The following is a 17,311-nucleotide window of genomic DNA, read 5'->3' on the forward strand; positions in this document are numbered from 1 at the left end:
GCCGAGGCCGAACTTGACAGAAACTAACAGAAACTTAAGCAGATTTTTTGCTCATTGAAATGAGCAGAGGTGATAGAGCACAGATCTCTAGGCAACAATAGCAAGCACGTCTTTTTCTGACAGTAAGACGTAATCTTCACTGCCTAACTTAACGTCTGTGCCAGCGTACTTGGAATAGAGAACCTTGTCTCCAACGCTGACTTCCATCGGGATGCGATTTCCTGATTCATCACGTTTGCCCGGCCCAATTTGCACTACTTCACCGACCTGAGGCTTTTCTTTGGCGGTGTCGGGTAGCAAAATTCCGCCTGCTGTTTTCTCCTCGGCTTGGGCAACTTTAACAAATAAGCGATCGCCCAAGGGTTTTACCGTGGAAACATTCAAGCTAATGGTTGCCATAGGTATTCATCCTCCAAATACGCAATCTAATTACGCAACATCTGCCTGGAGCTATCATTCAAGGGTGTTTAGACTGACACCGTACCTACACCCAATAAATTGACAACTAAATCTGAGGACTTTCTGAGGAATAATCTCAACGATCTAACAATCCGATTGGATGATCGTTCTGATCGCGGTACTCATTTTTTCCACAGATTTGAATGTTCTACTCTAATCAGTAAATATGCAGGATTTAGTCTTCAGTAGGTTCTTGGCAGAAGTAGGGTTTCCCGTCCAGAAGCCCTTGAACCTTTTGGGGTTTTCCGAACCAGTGATTGCCAAAGGAAGTTGTGCTTATGCCTGTGGAAACTGAAACTCAGCGATCGCAAAAGCAGCCCAAACCCAGGGATGTAGGTGGCAGCTTATTGATTTTTCTGGTGAGCCTGTTTTTGCTGAATTTGCTGATTTTTCCTAACTTGAGTCCGCGACCCCCGGAAGTTCCTTATAGCGAATTTGTTGAGCAGGTGGAAGCCGGACAAGTGGCACGGGCAATCGTCAGTCCGAATCGAATTGAGTACCAGTTGAAGCCCAAACCCGGTGAGACAGAGCCGCCACGCATTTTTGCCACAACGCCTGTAGCAATCGATTTGGACTTGCCGAAGATTTTGCGAGAGCATAATGTGGAATTTGCGGCTCCACCACCTAGCAACACGGGTTGGATCGGCACCCTCTTAAGTTGGGTCTTGCCGCCACTGATCTTCTTCGGCATTTGGGCATGGTTGTTTAATCGCGCCCAGGGAGGGCCGGCAGCATTGACGGTGGGTAAAAGCAAAGCCCGGATTTACTCAGAAGGGGATACGGGGGTCACCTTTGCAGATGTTGCCGGGATCGACGAAGCGAAGGCAGAGCTACAGGAGATCGTAGACTTTCTCAAGCACGCTGATCGCTATGCCCGTCTGGGTGCCAAAATTCCTAAGGGCGTGTTATTGGTAGGTCCACCGGGAACGGGTAAAACCTTGCTGGCAAAGGCGATCGCTGGAGAAGCCGGTGTTCCTTTCTTTAGCATTTCCGGCTCGGAGTTTATTGAACTGTTTGTCGGGGTTGGGGCTGCACGGGTGCGCGACTTATTTGAACAAGCGAAGCAACAGGCTCCCTGTATTGTGTTTATTGATGAACTCGATGCCCTTGGTAAATCGCGGGCGGCGGGTGGCCCGTTTGTGGGCGGCAACGATGAGCGCGAACAAACCCTCAATCAATTACTAACCGAAATGGATGGCTTCGATGCCAATACAGGAGTTATCATCCTGGCGGCAACCAACCGCCCAGAGGTGCTAGACCCCGCCCTGCGTCGTCCCGGTCGCTTTGACCGCCAGATTGTGGTCGATCGCCCCGATAAGATAGGACGCAAAGCTATTCTGGAGGTTCATGCCCGACGGGTCAAGCTCGCTTCTGATGTGGATCTAGATAAAATTGCCGCTCGCACACCGGGATTTGTCGGAGCCGATCTCGCTAATTTGGTGAATGAGGCAGCCTTGCTAGCCGCCCGCCAAAATCGGGATGCCGTGACGATGGCTGACTTTAATGAGGCGATTGAACGAGTGGTGGCTGGCTTGGAAAAGCGATCGCGCGTCCTTAATGATCTAGAGAAAAAGACCGTTGCCTACCATGAAGTGGGTCATGCCCTGGTTGGGGCATTGATGCCAGGGGCAGGAAAGGTTGAGAAAATCTCGATCGTGCCGCGAGGCGTGGGGGCTTTGGGCTATACGCTGCAATTGCCCGAAGAAGATCGGTTTCTCATGGTCGAGAGTGAATTGCGAGGACGAATTGCTACTTTGTTAGGGGGGCGATCAGCGGAAGAACTCATCTTTGGCGAAGTTTCCACCGGGGCAAGTGATGATATTCAGAAAGCGACCGATCTGGCGGAGCGTGCCGTGACCCTTTACGGCATGAGCGATACATTAGGCCCGGTGGCGTTTGAAAAAATTCAGCAGCAATTTTTGGAAGGCTATCCGAACCCGCGCCGTTCAGTCAGCCCCAAGGTAGCAGAGGAAATTGACCGTGAGGTGAAAGAAATTGTCGATGGTGCTCACCATATCGCTCTATCGGTCTTGCAAACAAACCGGGAACTGCTTGAAGAAACTGCCCAGACGCTACTCCAAACCGAAATTTTGGAGGGCGAAGCATTGCGATCGCCCTTAGAACGGGTTAAACCTCCGGCTGAACTTCAGCACTGGCTCCGCACAGGCCAACTTCCTGAAGGCCAGAATCTGTTACAAGATACACACAACTCACAACAAGCATCAAGCGATACTGCAAAGCCTATTTAACTTTGCAGTAGAACAAGGATATATAAAATCCAACCCCGTTCGGGGAATTAAATGTTGAGTGAACAGAGGGAAGTGATTCTTCAACGCCATATCGCGGCTTTAAGCCCTTATGTAAATCGGCATATAAAAAGATACGGTGATTATGTAGTGAATTTACATAATATTCCCCAACCTTAGAGGCGGCAATGAATCTGCCATCCGAAATCTTTGAAAGCTAGGTATATCAAAGATTTCCAGCCCCGGAGTGCAGGTTTTTACATGTATCTCGGTTTCATGTCAATACGGAAAGAACTCTAGAAAAACAACACATAAGGAAAAATAAATTACATTTTTCCTGAAATTTGCTATTTTAGAAGCAATCCATTTATTGAGTGTCCTAAGCTTCCTGTAGAAGCTTAGGATTTTTTTACTATAAGTTATGAATTGGAAGTTTTACTCTAAATTAACCCCATTTCTTGCAATCCTTGCCGCAGTCGCTGTGCTTCTTGGGGATTGTTTTTTTCATGTAGAGCGATCGCTCTGCCAAAGGCAGCTAAACTAGCCTGCAAGTTACCTAATTTAAGCAGCACAACTCCTAAATTTTGATATGCATCGGCGTAGTTAGGATTGATCCCTATGGCTTTTTGATAGCAAGCGATCGCGTCAGTATATAAACCCATTGCTTTCAGAGTCATTCCTAAATTGTAATGTCCTGTGGCAAAATTAGGGTCAATTTTCAAAGCATTTTCGTAAGCAATTTTGGCATGATTTAAATCTCCAGCTGTTTTAAACAAATTACCTAAATTGTTATATGCACCTAGCTTCAGCATAGGATAAATAGGTAATTTAATTGCAGCTTGATAATGAGCAACAGCCTGTTTTAAATTTTGTACTCGACTGTAAGCAATGCCTAAATGATAGTACAGTTCATATAAAATGTCATAGTTGTCTTCTGCGGTAGTGACTCCTCTGGCCAATAACTCTACACCTTCTGAAATTTTCCCAGTTTCCACATATAATGCCCCTAATTTACTACAAACATAAGGATCATCAGGATGAGTAGCTAAAAACTGTTCCATTGCTGCTTGGGCTTTGGCATATTTATTGTTTTTATCTATGACATCTTTTTGATAACCAGAATGGAGAATTGCCACACCATGCAAATAACCGACTTCCCATTTTGGCTCTTTGGATAAAATCTCGGTGACGCTATCATCAACTAAAGCATGGTAAGGGCGAGAAAAATAAATTTCTGGATGATGACGAAATAAACGGGAAACTAGGGAATAGGGAGATTGTACCGCCCCTACTTCTTGACGAACTAGATTAATCAGTAAATATTCTTCTCTATGGATTGCCTCTCGCAGCTGGGGTACAATCTTTTGTGCCAAACTTTCATCTGCATCTAAAACTAGAACCCAATCACCTGTGACATATTTTAAAGCTTCATTTCGGGCTGTACTAAAGTCATTGCACCATTGAAACTCATGTACCTTTGCACCGAATTTGTTAGCTATATGCACGGTGCTATCTGTTGAGCCTGTATCTAATACTACTATTTCATCTACCACATTTCTGACGCTGCCCAGACATTTGGGTAGTGTTTTTTCTTCATCTTTAACAATCATGCACAGGCTGAGCTTCATAGAATGATCGTATATTTATTTAAAAATTATGTAAATATAAGCAATTTTAAGTCTGGGCGAAAATCAATATCAACTAAAAGATAGCGCACACCCCAAACCAAACATATAGATCCCCGGCTTTTGCAGAGAGTCGGGGATCTTGTTTTTCGTCATAGCAATCCTACTTGATTAAGGCTCTACTTTTTCCCACACCAGTTCAAAGACTTTTTCGACACCAGCAGTTTGAGTTGGTGGCGTTTGCAGCGTAACTTGATTCCCGTTCAACGTAAAAGTACGAACTAAGTCTGTACCAACCCGATTAGGGATAGGGGGTTGCTGAATTTGATCATGAATTGTGTTTGTCTACATTTCGTAGAGACGTAGCATTGCTACGTCTCTACGCATTGCTACGTCTCTACGCATTGCTACGTCTCTACGCATTGCTACGTCTCTACGCATTGCTACGTCTCTACGCATTGCTACGTCTCTACGCATTGCTACGTCTCTACGCATTGCTACGTCTCTACGCATTGCTACGTCTCTACGCATTGCTACGTCTCTACGCATTGCTACGTCTGGTCACACCCGTAAATTGTAAATTCATATTTTGATTCAGCAACGCCAGGGATAGAGGCTATCTCGACATGATGCGTCACCGTGTTGCCCTCTATTGTATAGATTCCAGCATAAGCATTGAATGTAGAAAATGCTTGTAGGCACTCTTGTGGTGGTAAAGATTGGATTTCTTTGCTAAAAGGTGAACGAATGTCTCCAGTAAGCGCCAAGCGATCGCATTCATAATAAAACCATGACTGCTAAGCTCTCAGTTAACCGTAAGGATACTATCTCAAAGAACTTTATGGTTAAGCAGCAAACAAATTTAGACAATTATTTTACTTCGCACCATAGCTCATGAAATAATGGATCGCTGGTTGAACTGGGTAGATAGAGCTGAAGAACCTGTAGCAGCAGAAGAGCAGCCAGCCCTGGCTGCTCGTGATTTATTTATACGTCGTACCATTTTTGAACGTGATCCAGGAAATCAACTTGCTGTACAGTTGACAAATTGATACGAGCCTTATGGGGTGGTTAAAGGCATCTGTTGAAATCACAGAATTAATATTATGACAGCAAATACCACTACACTCAACTCATACCGCGCTTTGGCACTCCAAGTAACATGTTATGCAGTTAACCAAGCACGCGATCGCCAAGAAGCTCGTTGTTTAATGCAAAAGACTATTGAGCGCTTAGGACAGCAAATTGCTGCTAGTATCGCTTTTATTGGCTCCGACTGTCGTTTAATTGTCCTACCAGAGTACTTCCTCACAGGTTTTCCTATGGGAGAGACGTTTGCTGTTTGGGCGGAAAAAGCTTGTTTAGAAATGAGGGGTGCAGAGTATGAGAGCCTCAGTAATATTGCTCAGAAGCTGAAAATTTTTATTGCTGGTAATGCCTACGAACTTGATCCTAATTTCCCAGACCTATACTTTCAGACATGCTTTGTAATAGACCCATCCGGTGAAGTAGTTTTGCGTTATCGACGCTTAAATTCCATGTTTACACCGACACCCCATGATGTTTGGGATAAGTATCTTGACTGTTACGGTTTGGATGGTGTTTTTCCCGTAGCAAAAACAGAAATAGGTAATTTGGCAGCTTTGGCATCAGAAGAAATTTTGTACCCGGAAGTAGCACGGTGTTTGACAATGCGGGGTGCAGAGATTTTTCTGCATTCAACATCAGAAGTTTATGGAAAAGAGCGCGCACCCAAAGAAGCTGCTAAAATTTGCCGGGCAGTGGAAAACATAGCATACGTAGTCTCAGCCAATACTGCTGGTATCGTCAATACCCCTATACCGCAAGCTTCTACAGATGGTGGTTCTAAAATCATCGATTATCGGGGATTAGTTCTAGCGGAAACAGGAGCAGGGGAAAGCATGGCAGCTTTTGCAGAAATAAACCTAGCAGCCTTGCGTAGCGATCGCCGTCGTCCAGGGTTAAATAATTTACTTTCCCGCCAGCGCTTTGAACTATACGCAGACAGCTACCGCCAGTCAAATTTTTATCCTGCAAACACTATGCTAGACAAAGAAGTAGACCGCCAACACTTCATCCAAACCCAGCAACAAACAATTGAGCGTTTAGCCAAATTGGGAGTGATTTGAGGGTGGGGTGATGGGGTGATGGGGGGAGTAGAGAAATTATTATCAACCATCAACAACCAACCATTAACCACTAACCAATGACCAAACCAATAGATGTCCGTAATCCTCGTACGGGGAAATATGATTACGTAATTATACCGCCACCGCCAAAACTTTTAGCACAATTGTGCAATCGTTTGCGGAGAGCGCAAAAAGGCTGGCAGCAACTTGGTTTAGAAGGACGAATAACTGCTTTGCAACAGTGGAAACAAGCTATTATTGCTGGGCGGGATAAACTCACTGAAGCCTTAGTTGCTGATACAGGTAGATTGTCAATTTCGGTATTAGAAATTGACTCGTTTCTTTCTAATATTGATAAGTGGTGTAAATTAGCACCAAAGTTATTAGAAGAAACAGAAAAACAGACAGCAGTACCATTTATCAAACTGCAACAAAAAGCAGTTCCTTATCCTCTGGTGGGGGTAATTAGTCCGTGGAACTTACCATTATTACTGTCAACCATGGATGTGATTCCAGCACTGCTAGCAGGTTGTGCTGTGGTTGTGAAACCCAGCGAAATTGCACCCCGGTTTATGACACCGCTATTAACAGCAATTAACGCTGTTCCGCCATTGCGGGAAATATTTACTTTTGTAGAAGGAGCAGGTCAAACAGGTGCTAATTTGATTGAAAATGTAGACTTAGTTTGCTTTACAGGCAGTGTAGCCACAGGACGAAAAGTTGCAGAAGCTGCTGCAAAACGCTTCATTCCAGCTTTTTTAGAATTAGGAGGTAAAGATGCAGCGATCGTTTTGGAATCGGCTGATTTAGAATTAGCTACCTCAGCGGTTTTGTGGAGTTCGGTTGTCAATAGCGGTCAGTCATGTCTTTCCATTGAACGCATCTATGTTGCAGAATCTATCTTTAAACCTTTTGTTGAACGACTCGTCACTAAAGCCCAAGGTTTGGAATTAGCCTACCCCAAATTAGAAAGTGGTGAAATTGGTCCGATCATTGCCGAAAGACAAGCCGCAATTATTAGTGAGCATTTGCTAGACGCTATAGAAAAAGGAGCAGTTGTACACTGCGGGGGTAAAGTAGAAGATAGTGGGGGAGGATGGTGGTGTCGTCCGACAGTTCTCACCCAAGTTAATCACACAATGAAAGTAATGACAGAGGAGACATTTGGTCCAATCATGCCAATTATGGCTTTTTCGACACCAGCAGAAGCAATTAACTTGGCAAACGATACGATTTATGGGCTGAGTGCAGCAGTCTTTGCAGCAGAGGAAGCAGAAGCATTAGCAGTTGCCCAATATATAGATGCAGGTGCTATTTGTATTAATGATGCAGGTCTGACTGCACTCATATATGAGGGAGAAAAAAATTCTTTCAAATACTCCGGTTTAGGTGGTTCGCGCATGGGGGCTGCTGCATTGATGCGATTCGTGCGGAAAAAAGCCTTCTTAGTTAAAACAAATTCCGCTCCTGATCCTTGGTGGTTTGATGGTTAACAAGAGAAAACTATTGTTGTGGTGGGTACTGGCTAATGCAGTGGGTGGCGCTATTGTTGGCGCTTTAGAGGAGGGTGGATTCCAGTTTTTCGCAACATTAGTTTTAACTGGCCCGATTCTCGGAGTTGCCCAATGGTTAGTGTTAAGACGTTACATCAGACACACAAACTGGTGGGTCATAGCCAGTATTTTAGGTTGGTACTTGGGTTTTCCAGTAACACTTGTGACAAGAGAAATTCTCAATCCCATCCTTCTAGAGATGTTGTTGGCAGTCAGCAAACTTTGGGAAGTATTCTGGTTAAATGCTGTAAATCAGTTAGTCACTTTCACTGTATTGGGAGTAGCCCAGTGGTTGGTTTTGCGTCAGCATTTGCAACAAGCATGGTGGTGGATTCTGGCTAGCAGTGTCGGAGGATTTGTGAATGGGGCTGTGAGTGCAGCTGTGTGTGCTGCCGCATGTCAAACTATAGCAATGAAAGTCAATGCACAAATGGCAGGTGCGATCGCCTATGGTAGTGGTTGGACTGGAAGTGGTTTAGTCACAGGTATCATGCTTGTATGGTTATTACCAAATCGCTAAAAGTAAAAGGAGGGTGATCGTGTCTTCCATCCGAGAAGAAATGCCCGTTTTGGCCCGTCATGAAGGAGATTGGAAAGGTACGTATATACTGGTTGATACACAAGGAAAAATTCTTGATCAGCATCAATCTCACTTAACCTGCGAATTTCCAGTAGATAGCCGTTATTCCTACTACCAAACTAATCGCTATAACTGGGTTGATGGTCGAAAAGAAGAACATAAATTTCCTGCAACTTACCGGGATAAAGCAATTTGGTTTGATACAGAACGCATTGCAGGGAAAGCTTGGGAAGTAGATGATCATACAATTATTTTGTGGTTTTCATATAAGGGAATGCCAGGAACATACTTATATGAAATGATTCAAATTAGTCCTTGCAATAACTACCGCGCCCGGACTTGGCAATGGTTTAAAGATAATCGAATATTTCAACGCACCCTGATTCAAGAGGAACGGATGCGTTAACAATCAGTTATCAGTTATTAGTTATCAGTTATCAAATTAAACAGGTAACTGATTTCAACTAATGTGGAGATGTGCCATGGTACGTCTCTATAATCATCAACCACTAACAAAATTGAATCTATGGCAAAAAGCGAAAAAATAAACTTTTCTACTCCTAGTGGTTTTCCAGAATTTCTTCCCGGCGAAAAGCGCCTAGAAGTATATTTACTTGATACTATCCGTAGAGTTTTTGAAAGTTACGGATTTACTCCTATTGAAACTCCCGCAGTCGAAAGGTTAGAAGTTCTGCAAGCTAAAGGTAATCAAGGCGACAATATTATTTATGGTATTAATCCAATATTGCCACCCAATCGCCAAGCAGAAAAAGAGAAAGCAGGGGAAAGTGGTTCAGAAGCACGGGCATTAAAATTTGATCAAACAGTTCCCTTAGCAGCCTATATTGCTCGTCACCTCAATGATTTAAATTTTCCTTTTGCACGTTACCAAATGGATGTAGTGTTTCGTGGCGAACGGGCAAAAGATGGACGCTTCCGTCAATTTCGTCAGTGTGATATTGATGTTGTCGGTCGTCGGGAATTGAGCTTACTTTATGATGCTCAAATGCCTGCTATAATTACTGAAATATTTACAGCCATCAACATCGGTGATTTTTTAATTCGCATCAACAATCGTAAAATTCTCACAGGTTTCTTTCAATCTGTAGGAATTGAAGAAAGCAAAATTAAATCCTGTATTGGTATCATTGATAACTTAGAAAAAATTGGTGAAGCTAAAGTTAAACAGGAGTTAGAAAAAGAAGGAATTTCACCAGAACAAACCCAGAAAATTATTGAATTCGTTAATATTAAAGGCACAGTGGACGATATGCTAGATAAACTCAAGCATCTAGCTCAAATCATGCCAGAAGCCGAACAATTTAATCTGGGGGTTACCGAACTAGAAACAGTAATTACAGGGGTGCGTAACTTAGGAGTTCCTGAAAATCGTTTCTGTATTGATTTATCAATAGCTCGTGGTTTGGATTACTACACCGGAACAGTCTACGAAACAACTCTGCTAGGACATGAAGCTTTAGGAAGTATTTGTTCTGGTGGTAGATATGAAGAACTAGTGGGAGTATTTTTAGGCGAAAAAATGCCTGGCGTAGGTATTTCTATTGGCTTAACCCGCTTAATGAGTCGCTTAATCAAAGCTGGGATTTTAAATACTTTAGCTCCGACTCCAGCACAGGTAATGGTTGTTAATTTGCAAACAGAACTAATGCCACTTTATTTAAAAGTATCTCAAGATTTACGGAAGGCAGGAATTAATGTGATCACCAGCTTCGATAAGCGGGGATTAGGTAAACAATTCCAACTAGCTGATAAACAGGGGATACAATTTTGCGTGATTATTGGTGCTGATGAAGCAGCAGCGCAAAAATCTTCTCTGAAGGATTTAAAAACAGGTGAACAAGTAGAAGTAGCATTGGCTAATTTGGCAGAAGAAGTGAAACAAAGGCTAGTACCTAAAGGCTAAAGTATAAAGTATGAAAGTAAGAAGCTTATACAGTAAGCTTTCTGCTGGTTTGGAATGGTAGCTTGAAAGTATGTATTTCTCGAGTATGCGCGAGAAATGCTGTGTCCTTGCTAAATCCCCCAAATTTATTTAGGGGTGCGATCCGTTCGCCAGAAATGAGTAGAACAAGGAATATAAACATTCCAACCTGTACCTTGACAACTTGTTGTTCGTGTAGGTGAAATTCCTACCTCCTGTGGTGACAGGATGACAGTGTATCCTCCTCTACCTGGGCGACTGATTATCAAACGGGTAAAGCGGGGATAAACGGTGGTAACTGGAAGTCTCACCCAGAACCCCATCTAACACAGTTGGTCACGGTTAGCGCAAGCAAAGTCACATTAATCTGTCACATTTTCAGAATTAGACCGTAAGGTATTTTGGAAATTATTCCGAGGCTGGGCGAAGTTCAGACATCCCAAGAAATCGAGTAAATGGATAGCCAGAAAATACTGGCACATCCTAAAACATAAAAATTGGACTTTTGGCAATGACAAATTAGTCCTATATTGTCACGACCAGATACATGGTAGCAAAGGCAACCTTTCAACTCAACGAACGTACAATGACAATGGTTAACTTGGAGAGGAGCCGTGTGATGTGAAAGCGTGCGCCGTGGTACGCACTGATTGAATTGCCAACACAGTTGGCTGGAGTTCAGGGCAACTGACTCCAAATTGAAGTCCACCATATCCGCAAATTAGCAGATATTAAGCCTCATGGTTGTCAGGAACGCCCCGAATGGATGCTCAAAATGTCGGCACGTAAACGTAAAACCCTCGTGGTTTGCCGTCAATGCCATGAGAAAATCCAATACGGACGCTACGATGGTGAAGCTCTCAAACGTAAAGATTACTGGAAAGCTACGTGATACGGAAACGGTCATGCGTAGTTTGGAGGGGGGTGGTTGGAAAAGTGCCAATAATGGTAACTCGCTGGCTACCCACCCTACATCAACCACGGTTTTGAAGCCGAGCATGAGGGGTGACTCTCATGCTTAGGTTAACGGATTACCTTCTTTGTGCCCTCTACCTTCTTCTATAATTAATCTTTCTTCAGCCAACTAAACATCGCACGTAAATCTTTACCAATTTCCTCCACTGGATGTTCGGCTTCTTTACGACGCATTGCAGTAAACCCAGGTTTACCTGCTTGATTTTCCAAAACAAATTCCCGTGCAAACTGACCAGTTTGAATTTCTTGCAGAATTTTTTGCATTTCTGCCTTGGTTTGTTCATTGACAATCCGAGGTCCACGGGTGTAATCCCCATATTCTGCGGTATTGGAAATACTATCACGCATTTTTGCTAGCCCGCCTTCCACAATCAAGTCAACAATCAATTTGACTTCATGGAGACATTCAAAATAAGCTAGTTCCGGTTGGTATCCAGCTTCTACCAAAGTTTCAAATCCGGCTTTAATTAAGGCACTCAAGCCACCACACAATACTGCTTGTTCACCGAACAAATCTGTTTCAGTTTCTTCGCGGAAGGTGGTTTCCAGAATCCCAGCGCGTGTACCACCGATACCCTTAGCATATGCCATGGCGCGATCGCGTGCTTGTCCAGAAGCATTTTGATAGACAGCAAACAGACAAGGTACTCCTTGTCCTTGTTCGTAAGTCCGTCTGACCAAATGTCCTGGCCCTTTGGGTGCTACCATGATCACGTCTACCTCAGCAGGTGGGACAATTTGACCAAAGTGAATGTTGAACCCGTGGGCAAAAGCTAAGATGTTACCTGGTTCTAAATTTGGTTCAATTTCGTTTTTGTAAACAGTTCTTTGTACTTCATCAGGTAATAAAATCATCAACAAGTCAGCAGTTTTGGCTGCATCTGCCACACTTTTGACAGTTAACCCAGCTGCTTCGGCTTTTGCGGCTGACTTGCTACCCGGATATAATCCGACAATCACGTTCATGCCACTATCCTTGAGGTTAAGGGCGTGAGCATGACCTTGGGAACCATAACCGATAATCGCAATGGTTTTTCCAGCTAAAAGGTCTAAATTTGCATCTGCGTCGTAATACATCCGAGCCATAAGCGCGTCTCCAGTCAGCAAGCATCTTGTTTGATTGCAGACTTGTTATTTTACCTGATTATGACGCTGTTTCTCGATCTATTATTTGTACTTCTTGCTCAGATAATTGCAGATCCACAGCACGTACGCTATCTTCAATGCTAGAAATTTTACTCGCACCCGGGATGGGCAAGATACAGGGCGATTTTGCCAGTAACCATGCTAATACAATAGAGTACACTGATACGCCTTTTGTTTTGGCTAATTGAGCGATCGCTGGGATATCTTGTAAATTTTCGTGACGACGACTACCACCGAAAGGACTCCAAGGTAAAAAAGTTAAACCTTCAGTCTCACAATACTCTAGTACCCCATCAAATTCTGGTTGACGCTGCCAAGGATTGTATTGATTCTGCACCGAGACAATATCAACTACATCCCGCGCCCTTTTGATTTGTTCTACAGAAAAGTTAGAAACTCCCACAAATCTAATTATTCCAGCTCTGACTGCTTCTTTAGCTGGTGTGAGGGATTCTTCAATAGTGTAGTCGGGATCAGGTGCGTGGTATTGCCATAGATCAATGGGTTTATTACCACCTAAAGCCTCAAAGCTAATCCGAATAGTTTCTCGCAAATGATTAGGGTTGCCATTACGTGTCCAACTACCATTGGGACGCATTAAGCCACCCTTGGTTGCCACCATCACATTACTGGTATCCCCATTGTAACTTTGCAAAGCTTTGTGAATCAGTCGCTCATTGTGGTGCTTGTCTGTTTCATCTCGACAGTAAGAATCAGCAGTATCAATGAAAGTGACTCCCAACTCCAAAGCACGCTGAATAACATTGATTGACTGCGACTCTGGGGGACGGTTGCTTAACGACATCGGCATCGCCCCTAAACCAATGGTACTCACATAAACACCTGTGTTACCTAGTTGTTTTGTTTCCATGTTTATGGCTAAGGTTTTCAGTACTCTTAACCTCACTCTAGCGCTTTCGGTGATCAGGGTGATCAGAATGATGAGAAATGTAGTCTCTTAATAGCTGCTTATTTGCAGAATGTATAGGAGCGATCGCTTTTAACAGTCTTTACCTGTATGTCAATTAAATTACCCATTAAATACTCAACTAATCAAGATACAAGAAAAATAAATGTAGTAAAAATAACGCTTAGCATATATGGTGTCATTATTGACCATGATTACTTAATTAATAAAAATTAATTTTTATCTCTAGTGAACTAGAAAATTATTCTTATGTAACTTGCTATTTAAATGTTAATAGATTGATTTTTGTATGACAAACACATAATTATCCTTAAGAGTAGACGGATGTTTGTTTTGTAGATCCATTCTTAACTAGTAGATTTTTATTCATTATGTCGAAATTCAGACAAAAATATAATTAGTATAATTACTGACAAAAAATTATGTATACTAATTATCTATGTTTTTTGCCATACAATAAAATATTCTCCTTTGGCAATAAATTTATATAAAAATCTGTGAAAGATAGAACAAGCAAAAAAAATTACTTCAATAAAGCTTCATAAAACTGTAAGTAAACTTTGAGTTATATTATGTGACGCCACTAAAAAATATCTCATTTATAAGCATCCATATTTTTTTCCGGAGTCAAAATATGGCGCAACCCAGGGAAGCAACTACTACCCGTACTTTTGTGGATAACTATTGTGCAAACTACAAACATCTTTTTCCAGAGGTGAGAAGTTTTGAATTTTTCAAGTGGTTGCATGTAGGTTTAGTTTCTGATATTGATCGCAAAAGTTTACCTGCGATCGCTAAATATTTAGGATTAAATAATCAAGCTTTACTCCATTTTGTTACCGAATCACCCTGGCAAATCAACGAACTCAGAAATCAAAGATTATCTATTATTCGTCAGGTTTTGCAAAGAAGGAGCTTTACCTTAATTATTGATGATACTGGAGATAAAAAAAAAGGTAAAACTACAGATTATGTAGACAAACAGTATATTGGGAACTTAGGCAAATTTGAAAATGGAATTGTTTCAGTCAATGCCTATGCTTTCCTAGATGGTTTAATTTTTCCTCTTACATTTAAAGTTTTCAGACCGCTAAAAAGATTAAAACCGGGAGATACTTTTAAAACTAAGCCCCAATTAATTGCTGAGATAATTGAAGAATTACAAGCAGGAGGGTTCACATTTGACTTGGTATTAGCAGATACTGTCTATGGAGAGTGTGATACCCTAATTAATATTTTAAATCAATCTCAACTTAATTTCATTGTTGCAATTAGAAGTAATGTTGGTTTTTGGTTAGCCCCTAGCCAGAAGATAAGGTACACCAGTTGGAAAAAATTTCATCGAATTTTCAGTAACGGCAAAACAGAACAAAGCTATATTCGTGAAATTATCTTTGGTAGCCGTCGAGAACTAAGGTATTGGCAGATTACAAACAATAGAGAACAATCTGCTGAGAATTTCACTATGTTTTTAATGAGTAATTTACCAAAGTTTATTAATTCAGCAGTTGATAACCCCTATGGGTTAATAACTTGGTTGGAGTATGGCTGTAAACACAGTAAAAACTACATAGGTTGGTCAGATTTTCGTATCACTAATTATGAGCAAATAGAACGTTGGTGGGAAATTGTGTCTAGTGTTTACTGTATGCTGAGTATGCAATTTCATATTTTTCAGCAAAAATCTAATCAAGCGATTCACAACCAAAACACTGAACTTATTGCATAACACGGTACGCTGTTGACTTGTAGCAGCTTTTTACCTGAGGTTTCGGAAATCCGTGTCTTTGCTACTGTATATACCATCAAGCAGTCAATTGCATTGTTTGATGAAAAACTTATGAAGGCATCATTGCACAATCATTTAGGTATAAGAAAAAGTACATTCACACTGATAGCTATTGCCAGTGTTGTAGGTGTAATGTCTTTTACTAATCCTGATAATAATACTTATGTTAATTATGCCGCAGAACGACTCACCAGCGAAATACAAAACGCGATTTGCCAAGGACCACAGTTACCACAAGGACAGTTGTGGGAGGATATAAGCAAACTTACAGCCAATACCTGTAAATCGGGATTAGCAACGGGGATTACTTTTCAAAGTAACAATATTAAAGATTTTATTGCCACATCAACCGAGCGTCAGAACTTTGTAGCTTTTAGTATCTACACTACCAAAGTACCTGGATATAACTTTAAAACAATTGGCGCATTCGGGAATTTTTTCACATTTCAAAAATAATAGAGTCTTGATAACTGATAACTGATAACTGTTCACTATTCATTAGATATTCCAAAGCGATATCCTTTACCATAAACACTATGAATTAATTGAGTTTCACCAGTTAACTCAATCTTGCGTCTTAACAGACGTACTAGCGCAGCAATAACATTGCTACTCGGTTGCTCGTTATCTTGCCACAAGTATTGCATAATTTGGGTATGGGTCAGGAGCTTGCCAGTATTTTCCATAAAATACTGTAGCAACTGACTTTCTTTTTGTGATAATTCTATTACCCGTCCTTGACGATAGGCGACTTGATTTTCTGGGTCAAGTTCCAGATCAGCTACTGTCAAGCGAACTGTAAGTGTACCCGGTATCTGAGAAACAGATCGTCGTAACAAAGCACGGACTCTTGCTAGTAACTCTCGCAGTTCAAAAGGCTTGACTAAATAGTCATCTGCACCAGCATCTAAACCTTCAACTCGGTCATCAAGAGTATCTTTCGCAGTCAGAAATAACACAGGAGTAGTAATTCCTCGCCTGCGTAATTCTTGACATATCTCCAATCCCGTTTTTCCAGGTAGCATCCAATCTAAAATCAGCAAGTCGTAATTGCTAGTTTGTGCCAGTTGACCGCCACTTGTACCATCATAAGCAGCATCGACACTGTATCCTTCACGACTTAAAATCCGACTCAAAGGGTCAGTCAATTCAATTTCGTCATCAACTACTAAAATTCGCATGACCAGCCATCAATATTTAGGAATCAGCTTTCCTGTATTATTATCATGCTGACCGCTAACGCTATTTATGCTTACTGTTGCACTGCCTAAAGGGGAACTTCTCAAACATAGCATCCAACTGCTACAAACTGTAGGGTTGGACTTTAGTGCGTTTTTAGACTCTAGTAACCGACAATTACAAATTACTGATACTAATGGCAAAGCAAAAGGACTACTAGTCAGAGGGCAAGATGTGCCAGTTTACGTAGAATATGGTCAGGCACAACTGGGTATAGTTGGTTATGATGTACTGCGTGAGAAAAAGCCGCAAGTAGCACAGCTAGTTGATTTGCGGTTTGGGTATTGCCGGATGTCCGTAGCAGTCAAACAATCCAGCCCTTACCGATCGCCTCTGGATTTACCAGCTCATGGCAGAGTTGCATCCAAATATGTCAACTGCGCGCGGGAATATTTTCATAGCTTGGATTTACCAGTAGAAATTGTGCCGTTGTATGGTTCTGTGGAACTAGGGCCAATCACAGGCATGTCGGAAGCGATCGTGGATATAGTCTCCACAGGCAGGACATTACGCGAAAATGGTTTGATGGAAATTGCAGTACTCTATGAAAGTACAGCACGGTTGATTGCTCATCCTTTAAGTTATCGCCTCAACACAGATAACCTCAGTAACCTGATAGCAAAGGTGCGTGAGGTAACATTGGCGAATGTATAAATCAAGACTTAGTGTCTTAGTGTCT

General features: G+C 42.0%; 18 protein-coding genes. 12 read left to right on the plus strand and 6 right to left on the minus strand.

Annotated elements, in window-relative coordinates; genetic code table 11:
- Positions 1-87 precede the first annotated feature (87 nt).
- Positions 88-399: a co-chaperone GroES gene (gene groES / locus UYK_RS0121070; RefSeq protein ID WP_009756748.1), complete on the minus strand. Its 312-nt coding sequence runs from the start codon at positions 397-399 to the stop codon at positions 88-90.
- 338 nt (positions 400-737) lie between these two features.
- Here groES and ftsH point away from each other — a divergent pair, with 338 nt between their 5' ends.
- Positions 738-2,708 carry an ATP-dependent zinc metalloprotease FtsH gene (gene ftsH / locus UYK_RS0121075; protein ID WP_016872112.1) on the plus strand — a complete coding sequence of 657 codons (1,971 nt, stop codon included), beginning with the start codon at positions 738-740 and terminating at the stop codon, positions 2,706-2,708.
- 437 nt (positions 2,709-3,145) lie between these two features.
- Here ftsH and UYK_RS0121080 read toward each other — a convergent pair whose 3' ends face one another.
- Positions 3,146-4,333, minus strand: coding sequence for a tetratricopeptide repeat protein (locus UYK_RS0121080; RefSeq protein ID WP_268741954.1), 1,188 nt, complete (start codon positions 4,331-4,333; stop codon positions 3,146-3,148).
- Between the two features lie 338 nt (positions 4,334-4,671).
- Here UYK_RS0121080 and UYK_RS26375 point away from each other — a divergent pair, with 338 nt between their 5' ends.
- From UYK_RS26375 to hisS, 7 genes are all read left to right on the plus strand, one after another.
- Positions 4,672-4,923 (plus strand): hypothetical protein, encoded by a 252-nt coding sequence (locus UYK_RS26375; RefSeq protein ID WP_157221845.1) that lies wholly within the window; start codon positions 4,672-4,674, stop codon positions 4,921-4,923.
- Between the two features lie 309 nt (positions 4,924-5,232).
- Positions 5,233-5,382, plus strand: a complete 150-nt coding sequence (locus tag UYK_RS0121090) for a red chlorophyll catabolite reductase (RefSeq protein WP_009756752.1) — start codon at positions 5,233-5,235, stop codon at positions 5,380-5,382.
- A 54-nt stretch (positions 5,383-5,436) separates the two neighbouring features.
- Positions 5,437-6,480, plus strand: a complete 1,044-nt coding sequence (locus UYK_RS0121095; protein ID WP_009756753.1) for a nitrilase-related carbon-nitrogen hydrolase — start codon at positions 5,437-5,439, stop codon at positions 6,478-6,480.
- A gap of 77 nt (positions 6,481-6,557) precedes the next feature.
- Positions 6,558-7,973, plus strand: coding sequence for an aldehyde dehydrogenase family protein (locus UYK_RS0121100; protein ID WP_009756754.1), 1,416 nt, complete (start codon positions 6,558-6,560; stop codon positions 7,971-7,973).
- A complete protein-coding gene (locus UYK_RS0121105; protein ID WP_009756755.1) occupies positions 7,966-8,553 on the plus strand; it encodes a hypothetical protein in 588 nt (195 codons plus the stop codon). Before UYK_RS0121100 ends, UYK_RS0121105 begins: the two co-directional genes overlap by 8 nt.
- 19 nt (positions 8,554-8,572) lie before the next feature.
- Entirely contained in the window at positions 8,573-9,019 is a 447-nt protein-coding gene (locus UYK_RS0121110) for a DUF3598 family protein (protein ID WP_009756756.1), read from the plus strand.
- Between the two features lie 120 nt (positions 9,020-9,139).
- The gene (gene hisS, locus UYK_RS0121115) at positions 9,140-10,537 is read left to right on the plus strand and encodes a histidine--tRNA ligase (protein WP_009756757.1); all 1,398 of its coding nucleotides are present in this window, start codon (positions 9,140-9,142) and stop codon (positions 10,535-10,537) included.
- A gap of 125 nt (positions 10,538-10,662) precedes the next feature.
- On the opposite strand, the gene UYK_RS26380 is transcribed toward hisS, so the two are convergent.
- Positions 10,663-10,866, minus strand: a complete 204-nt coding sequence (locus UYK_RS26380; RefSeq protein WP_131474239.1) for a hypothetical protein — start codon at positions 10,864-10,866, stop codon at positions 10,663-10,665.
- Positions 10,867-11,252: 386 nt separating this feature from the next.
- Here UYK_RS26380 and UYK_RS27705 point away from each other — a divergent pair, with 386 nt between their 5' ends.
- Positions 11,253-11,447, plus strand: a complete 195-nt coding sequence (locus UYK_RS27705; protein WP_328587782.1) for an HNH endonuclease — start codon at positions 11,253-11,255, stop codon at positions 11,445-11,447.
- Between the two features lie 173 nt (positions 11,448-11,620).
- On the opposite strand, the gene ilvC is transcribed toward UYK_RS27705, so the two are convergent.
- Both ilvC and UYK_RS0121130 read right to left on the minus strand, forming a co-directional pair.
- Positions 11,621-12,616, minus strand: a complete 996-nt coding sequence (gene ilvC / locus UYK_RS0121125) for a ketol-acid reductoisomerase (protein ID WP_009756758.1) — start codon at positions 12,614-12,616, stop codon at positions 11,621-11,623.
- A gap of 58 nt (positions 12,617-12,674) precedes the next feature.
- Positions 12,675-13,547, minus strand: a complete 873-nt coding sequence (locus UYK_RS0121130; protein WP_009756759.1) for an aldo/keto reductase — start codon at positions 13,545-13,547, stop codon at positions 12,675-12,677.
- 691 nt (positions 13,548-14,238) lie between these two features.
- On the opposite strand from UYK_RS0121130, the gene UYK_RS0121135 reads away from it, so the two are divergent.
- Together UYK_RS0121135 and UYK_RS0121140 are read left to right on the plus strand one after the other, a co-directional pair.
- Entirely contained in the window at positions 14,239-15,333 is a 1,095-nt protein-coding gene (locus UYK_RS0121135) for an IS701 family transposase (RefSeq protein ID WP_009756760.1), read from the plus strand.
- Between the two features lie 111 nt (positions 15,334-15,444).
- Entirely contained in the window at positions 15,445-15,849 is a 405-nt protein-coding gene (locus UYK_RS0121140) for a DUF4359 domain-containing protein (RefSeq protein WP_009756761.1), read from the plus strand.
- 35 nt (positions 15,850-15,884) lie between these two features.
- On the opposite strand, the gene rppA is transcribed toward UYK_RS0121140, so the two are convergent.
- On the minus strand, positions 15,885-16,574 hold the full coding sequence (rppA, locus tag UYK_RS0121145) for a two-component system response regulator RppA (protein WP_009756762.1): 690 nt from the start codon (positions 16,572-16,574) through the stop codon (positions 15,885-15,887).
- Between the two features lie 67 nt (positions 16,575-16,641).
- On the opposite strand from rppA, the gene hisG reads away from it, so the two are divergent.
- Complete coding sequence (hisG, locus tag UYK_RS0121150) at positions 16,642-17,286, plus strand: ATP phosphoribosyltransferase (protein WP_009756763.1); 645 nt, start codon at positions 16,642-16,644, stop codon at positions 17,284-17,286.
- Positions 17,287-17,311: the final 25 nt, after the last annotated feature.

It is taken from the genome of Fischerella thermalis PCC 7521 (genome assembly GCF_000317225.1).
GTDB classification, from domain to species: domain Bacteria; phylum Cyanobacteriota; class Cyanobacteriia; order Cyanobacteriales; family Nostocaceae; genus Fischerella; species Fischerella thermalis.

Bases quoted from the DNA above. Each gene is read 5' to 3' on its own strand.
- groES (WP_009756748.1), bottom strand. From the start codon at position 399: ATGGCAACCATTAGCTTGAATGTTTCCACGGTAAAACCCTTGGGCGAT.
- ftsH (WP_016872112.1), top strand. From the start codon at position 738: ATGCCTGTGGAAACTGAAACTCAGCGATCGCAAAAGCAGCCCAAACCC.
- UYK_RS0121080 (WP_268741954.1), bottom strand. From the start codon at position 4,333: ATGAAGCTCAGCCTGTGCATGATTGTTAAAGATGAAGAAAAAACACTA.
- UYK_RS0121090 (WP_009756752.1), top strand. From the start codon at position 5,233: ATGGATCGCTGGTTGAACTGGGTAGATAGAGCTGAAGAACCTGTAGCA.
- UYK_RS0121095 (WP_009756753.1), top strand. From the start codon at position 5,437: ATGACAGCAAATACCACTACACTCAACTCATACCGCGCTTTGGCACTC.
- UYK_RS0121100 (WP_009756754.1), top strand. From the start codon at position 6,558: ATGACCAAACCAATAGATGTCCGTAATCCTCGTACGGGGAAATATGAT.
- UYK_RS0121105 (WP_009756755.1), top strand. From the start codon at position 7,966: ATGGTTAACAAGAGAAAACTATTGTTGTGGTGGGTACTGGCTAATGCA.
- hisS (WP_009756757.1), top strand. From the start codon at position 9,140: ATGGCAAAAAGCGAAAAAATAAACTTTTCTACTCCTAGTGGTTTTCCA.
- ilvC (WP_009756758.1), bottom strand. From the start codon at position 12,616: ATGGCTCGGATGTATTACGACGCAGATGCAAATTTAGACCTTTTAGCT.
- UYK_RS0121130 (WP_009756759.1), bottom strand. From the start codon at position 13,547: ATGGAAACAAAACAACTAGGTAACACAGGTGTTTATGTGAGTACCATT.
- UYK_RS0121135 (WP_009756760.1), top strand. From the start codon at position 14,239: ATGGCGCAACCCAGGGAAGCAACTACTACCCGTACTTTTGTGGATAAC.
- UYK_RS0121140 (WP_009756761.1), top strand. From the start codon at position 15,445: ATGAAGGCATCATTGCACAATCATTTAGGTATAAGAAAAAGTACATTC.
- rppA (WP_009756762.1), bottom strand. From the start codon at position 16,574: ATGCGAATTTTAGTAGTTGATGACGAAATTGAATTGACTGACCCTTTG.
- hisG (WP_009756763.1), top strand. From the start codon at position 16,642: ATGCTTACTGTTGCACTGCCTAAAGGGGAACTTCTCAAACATAGCATC.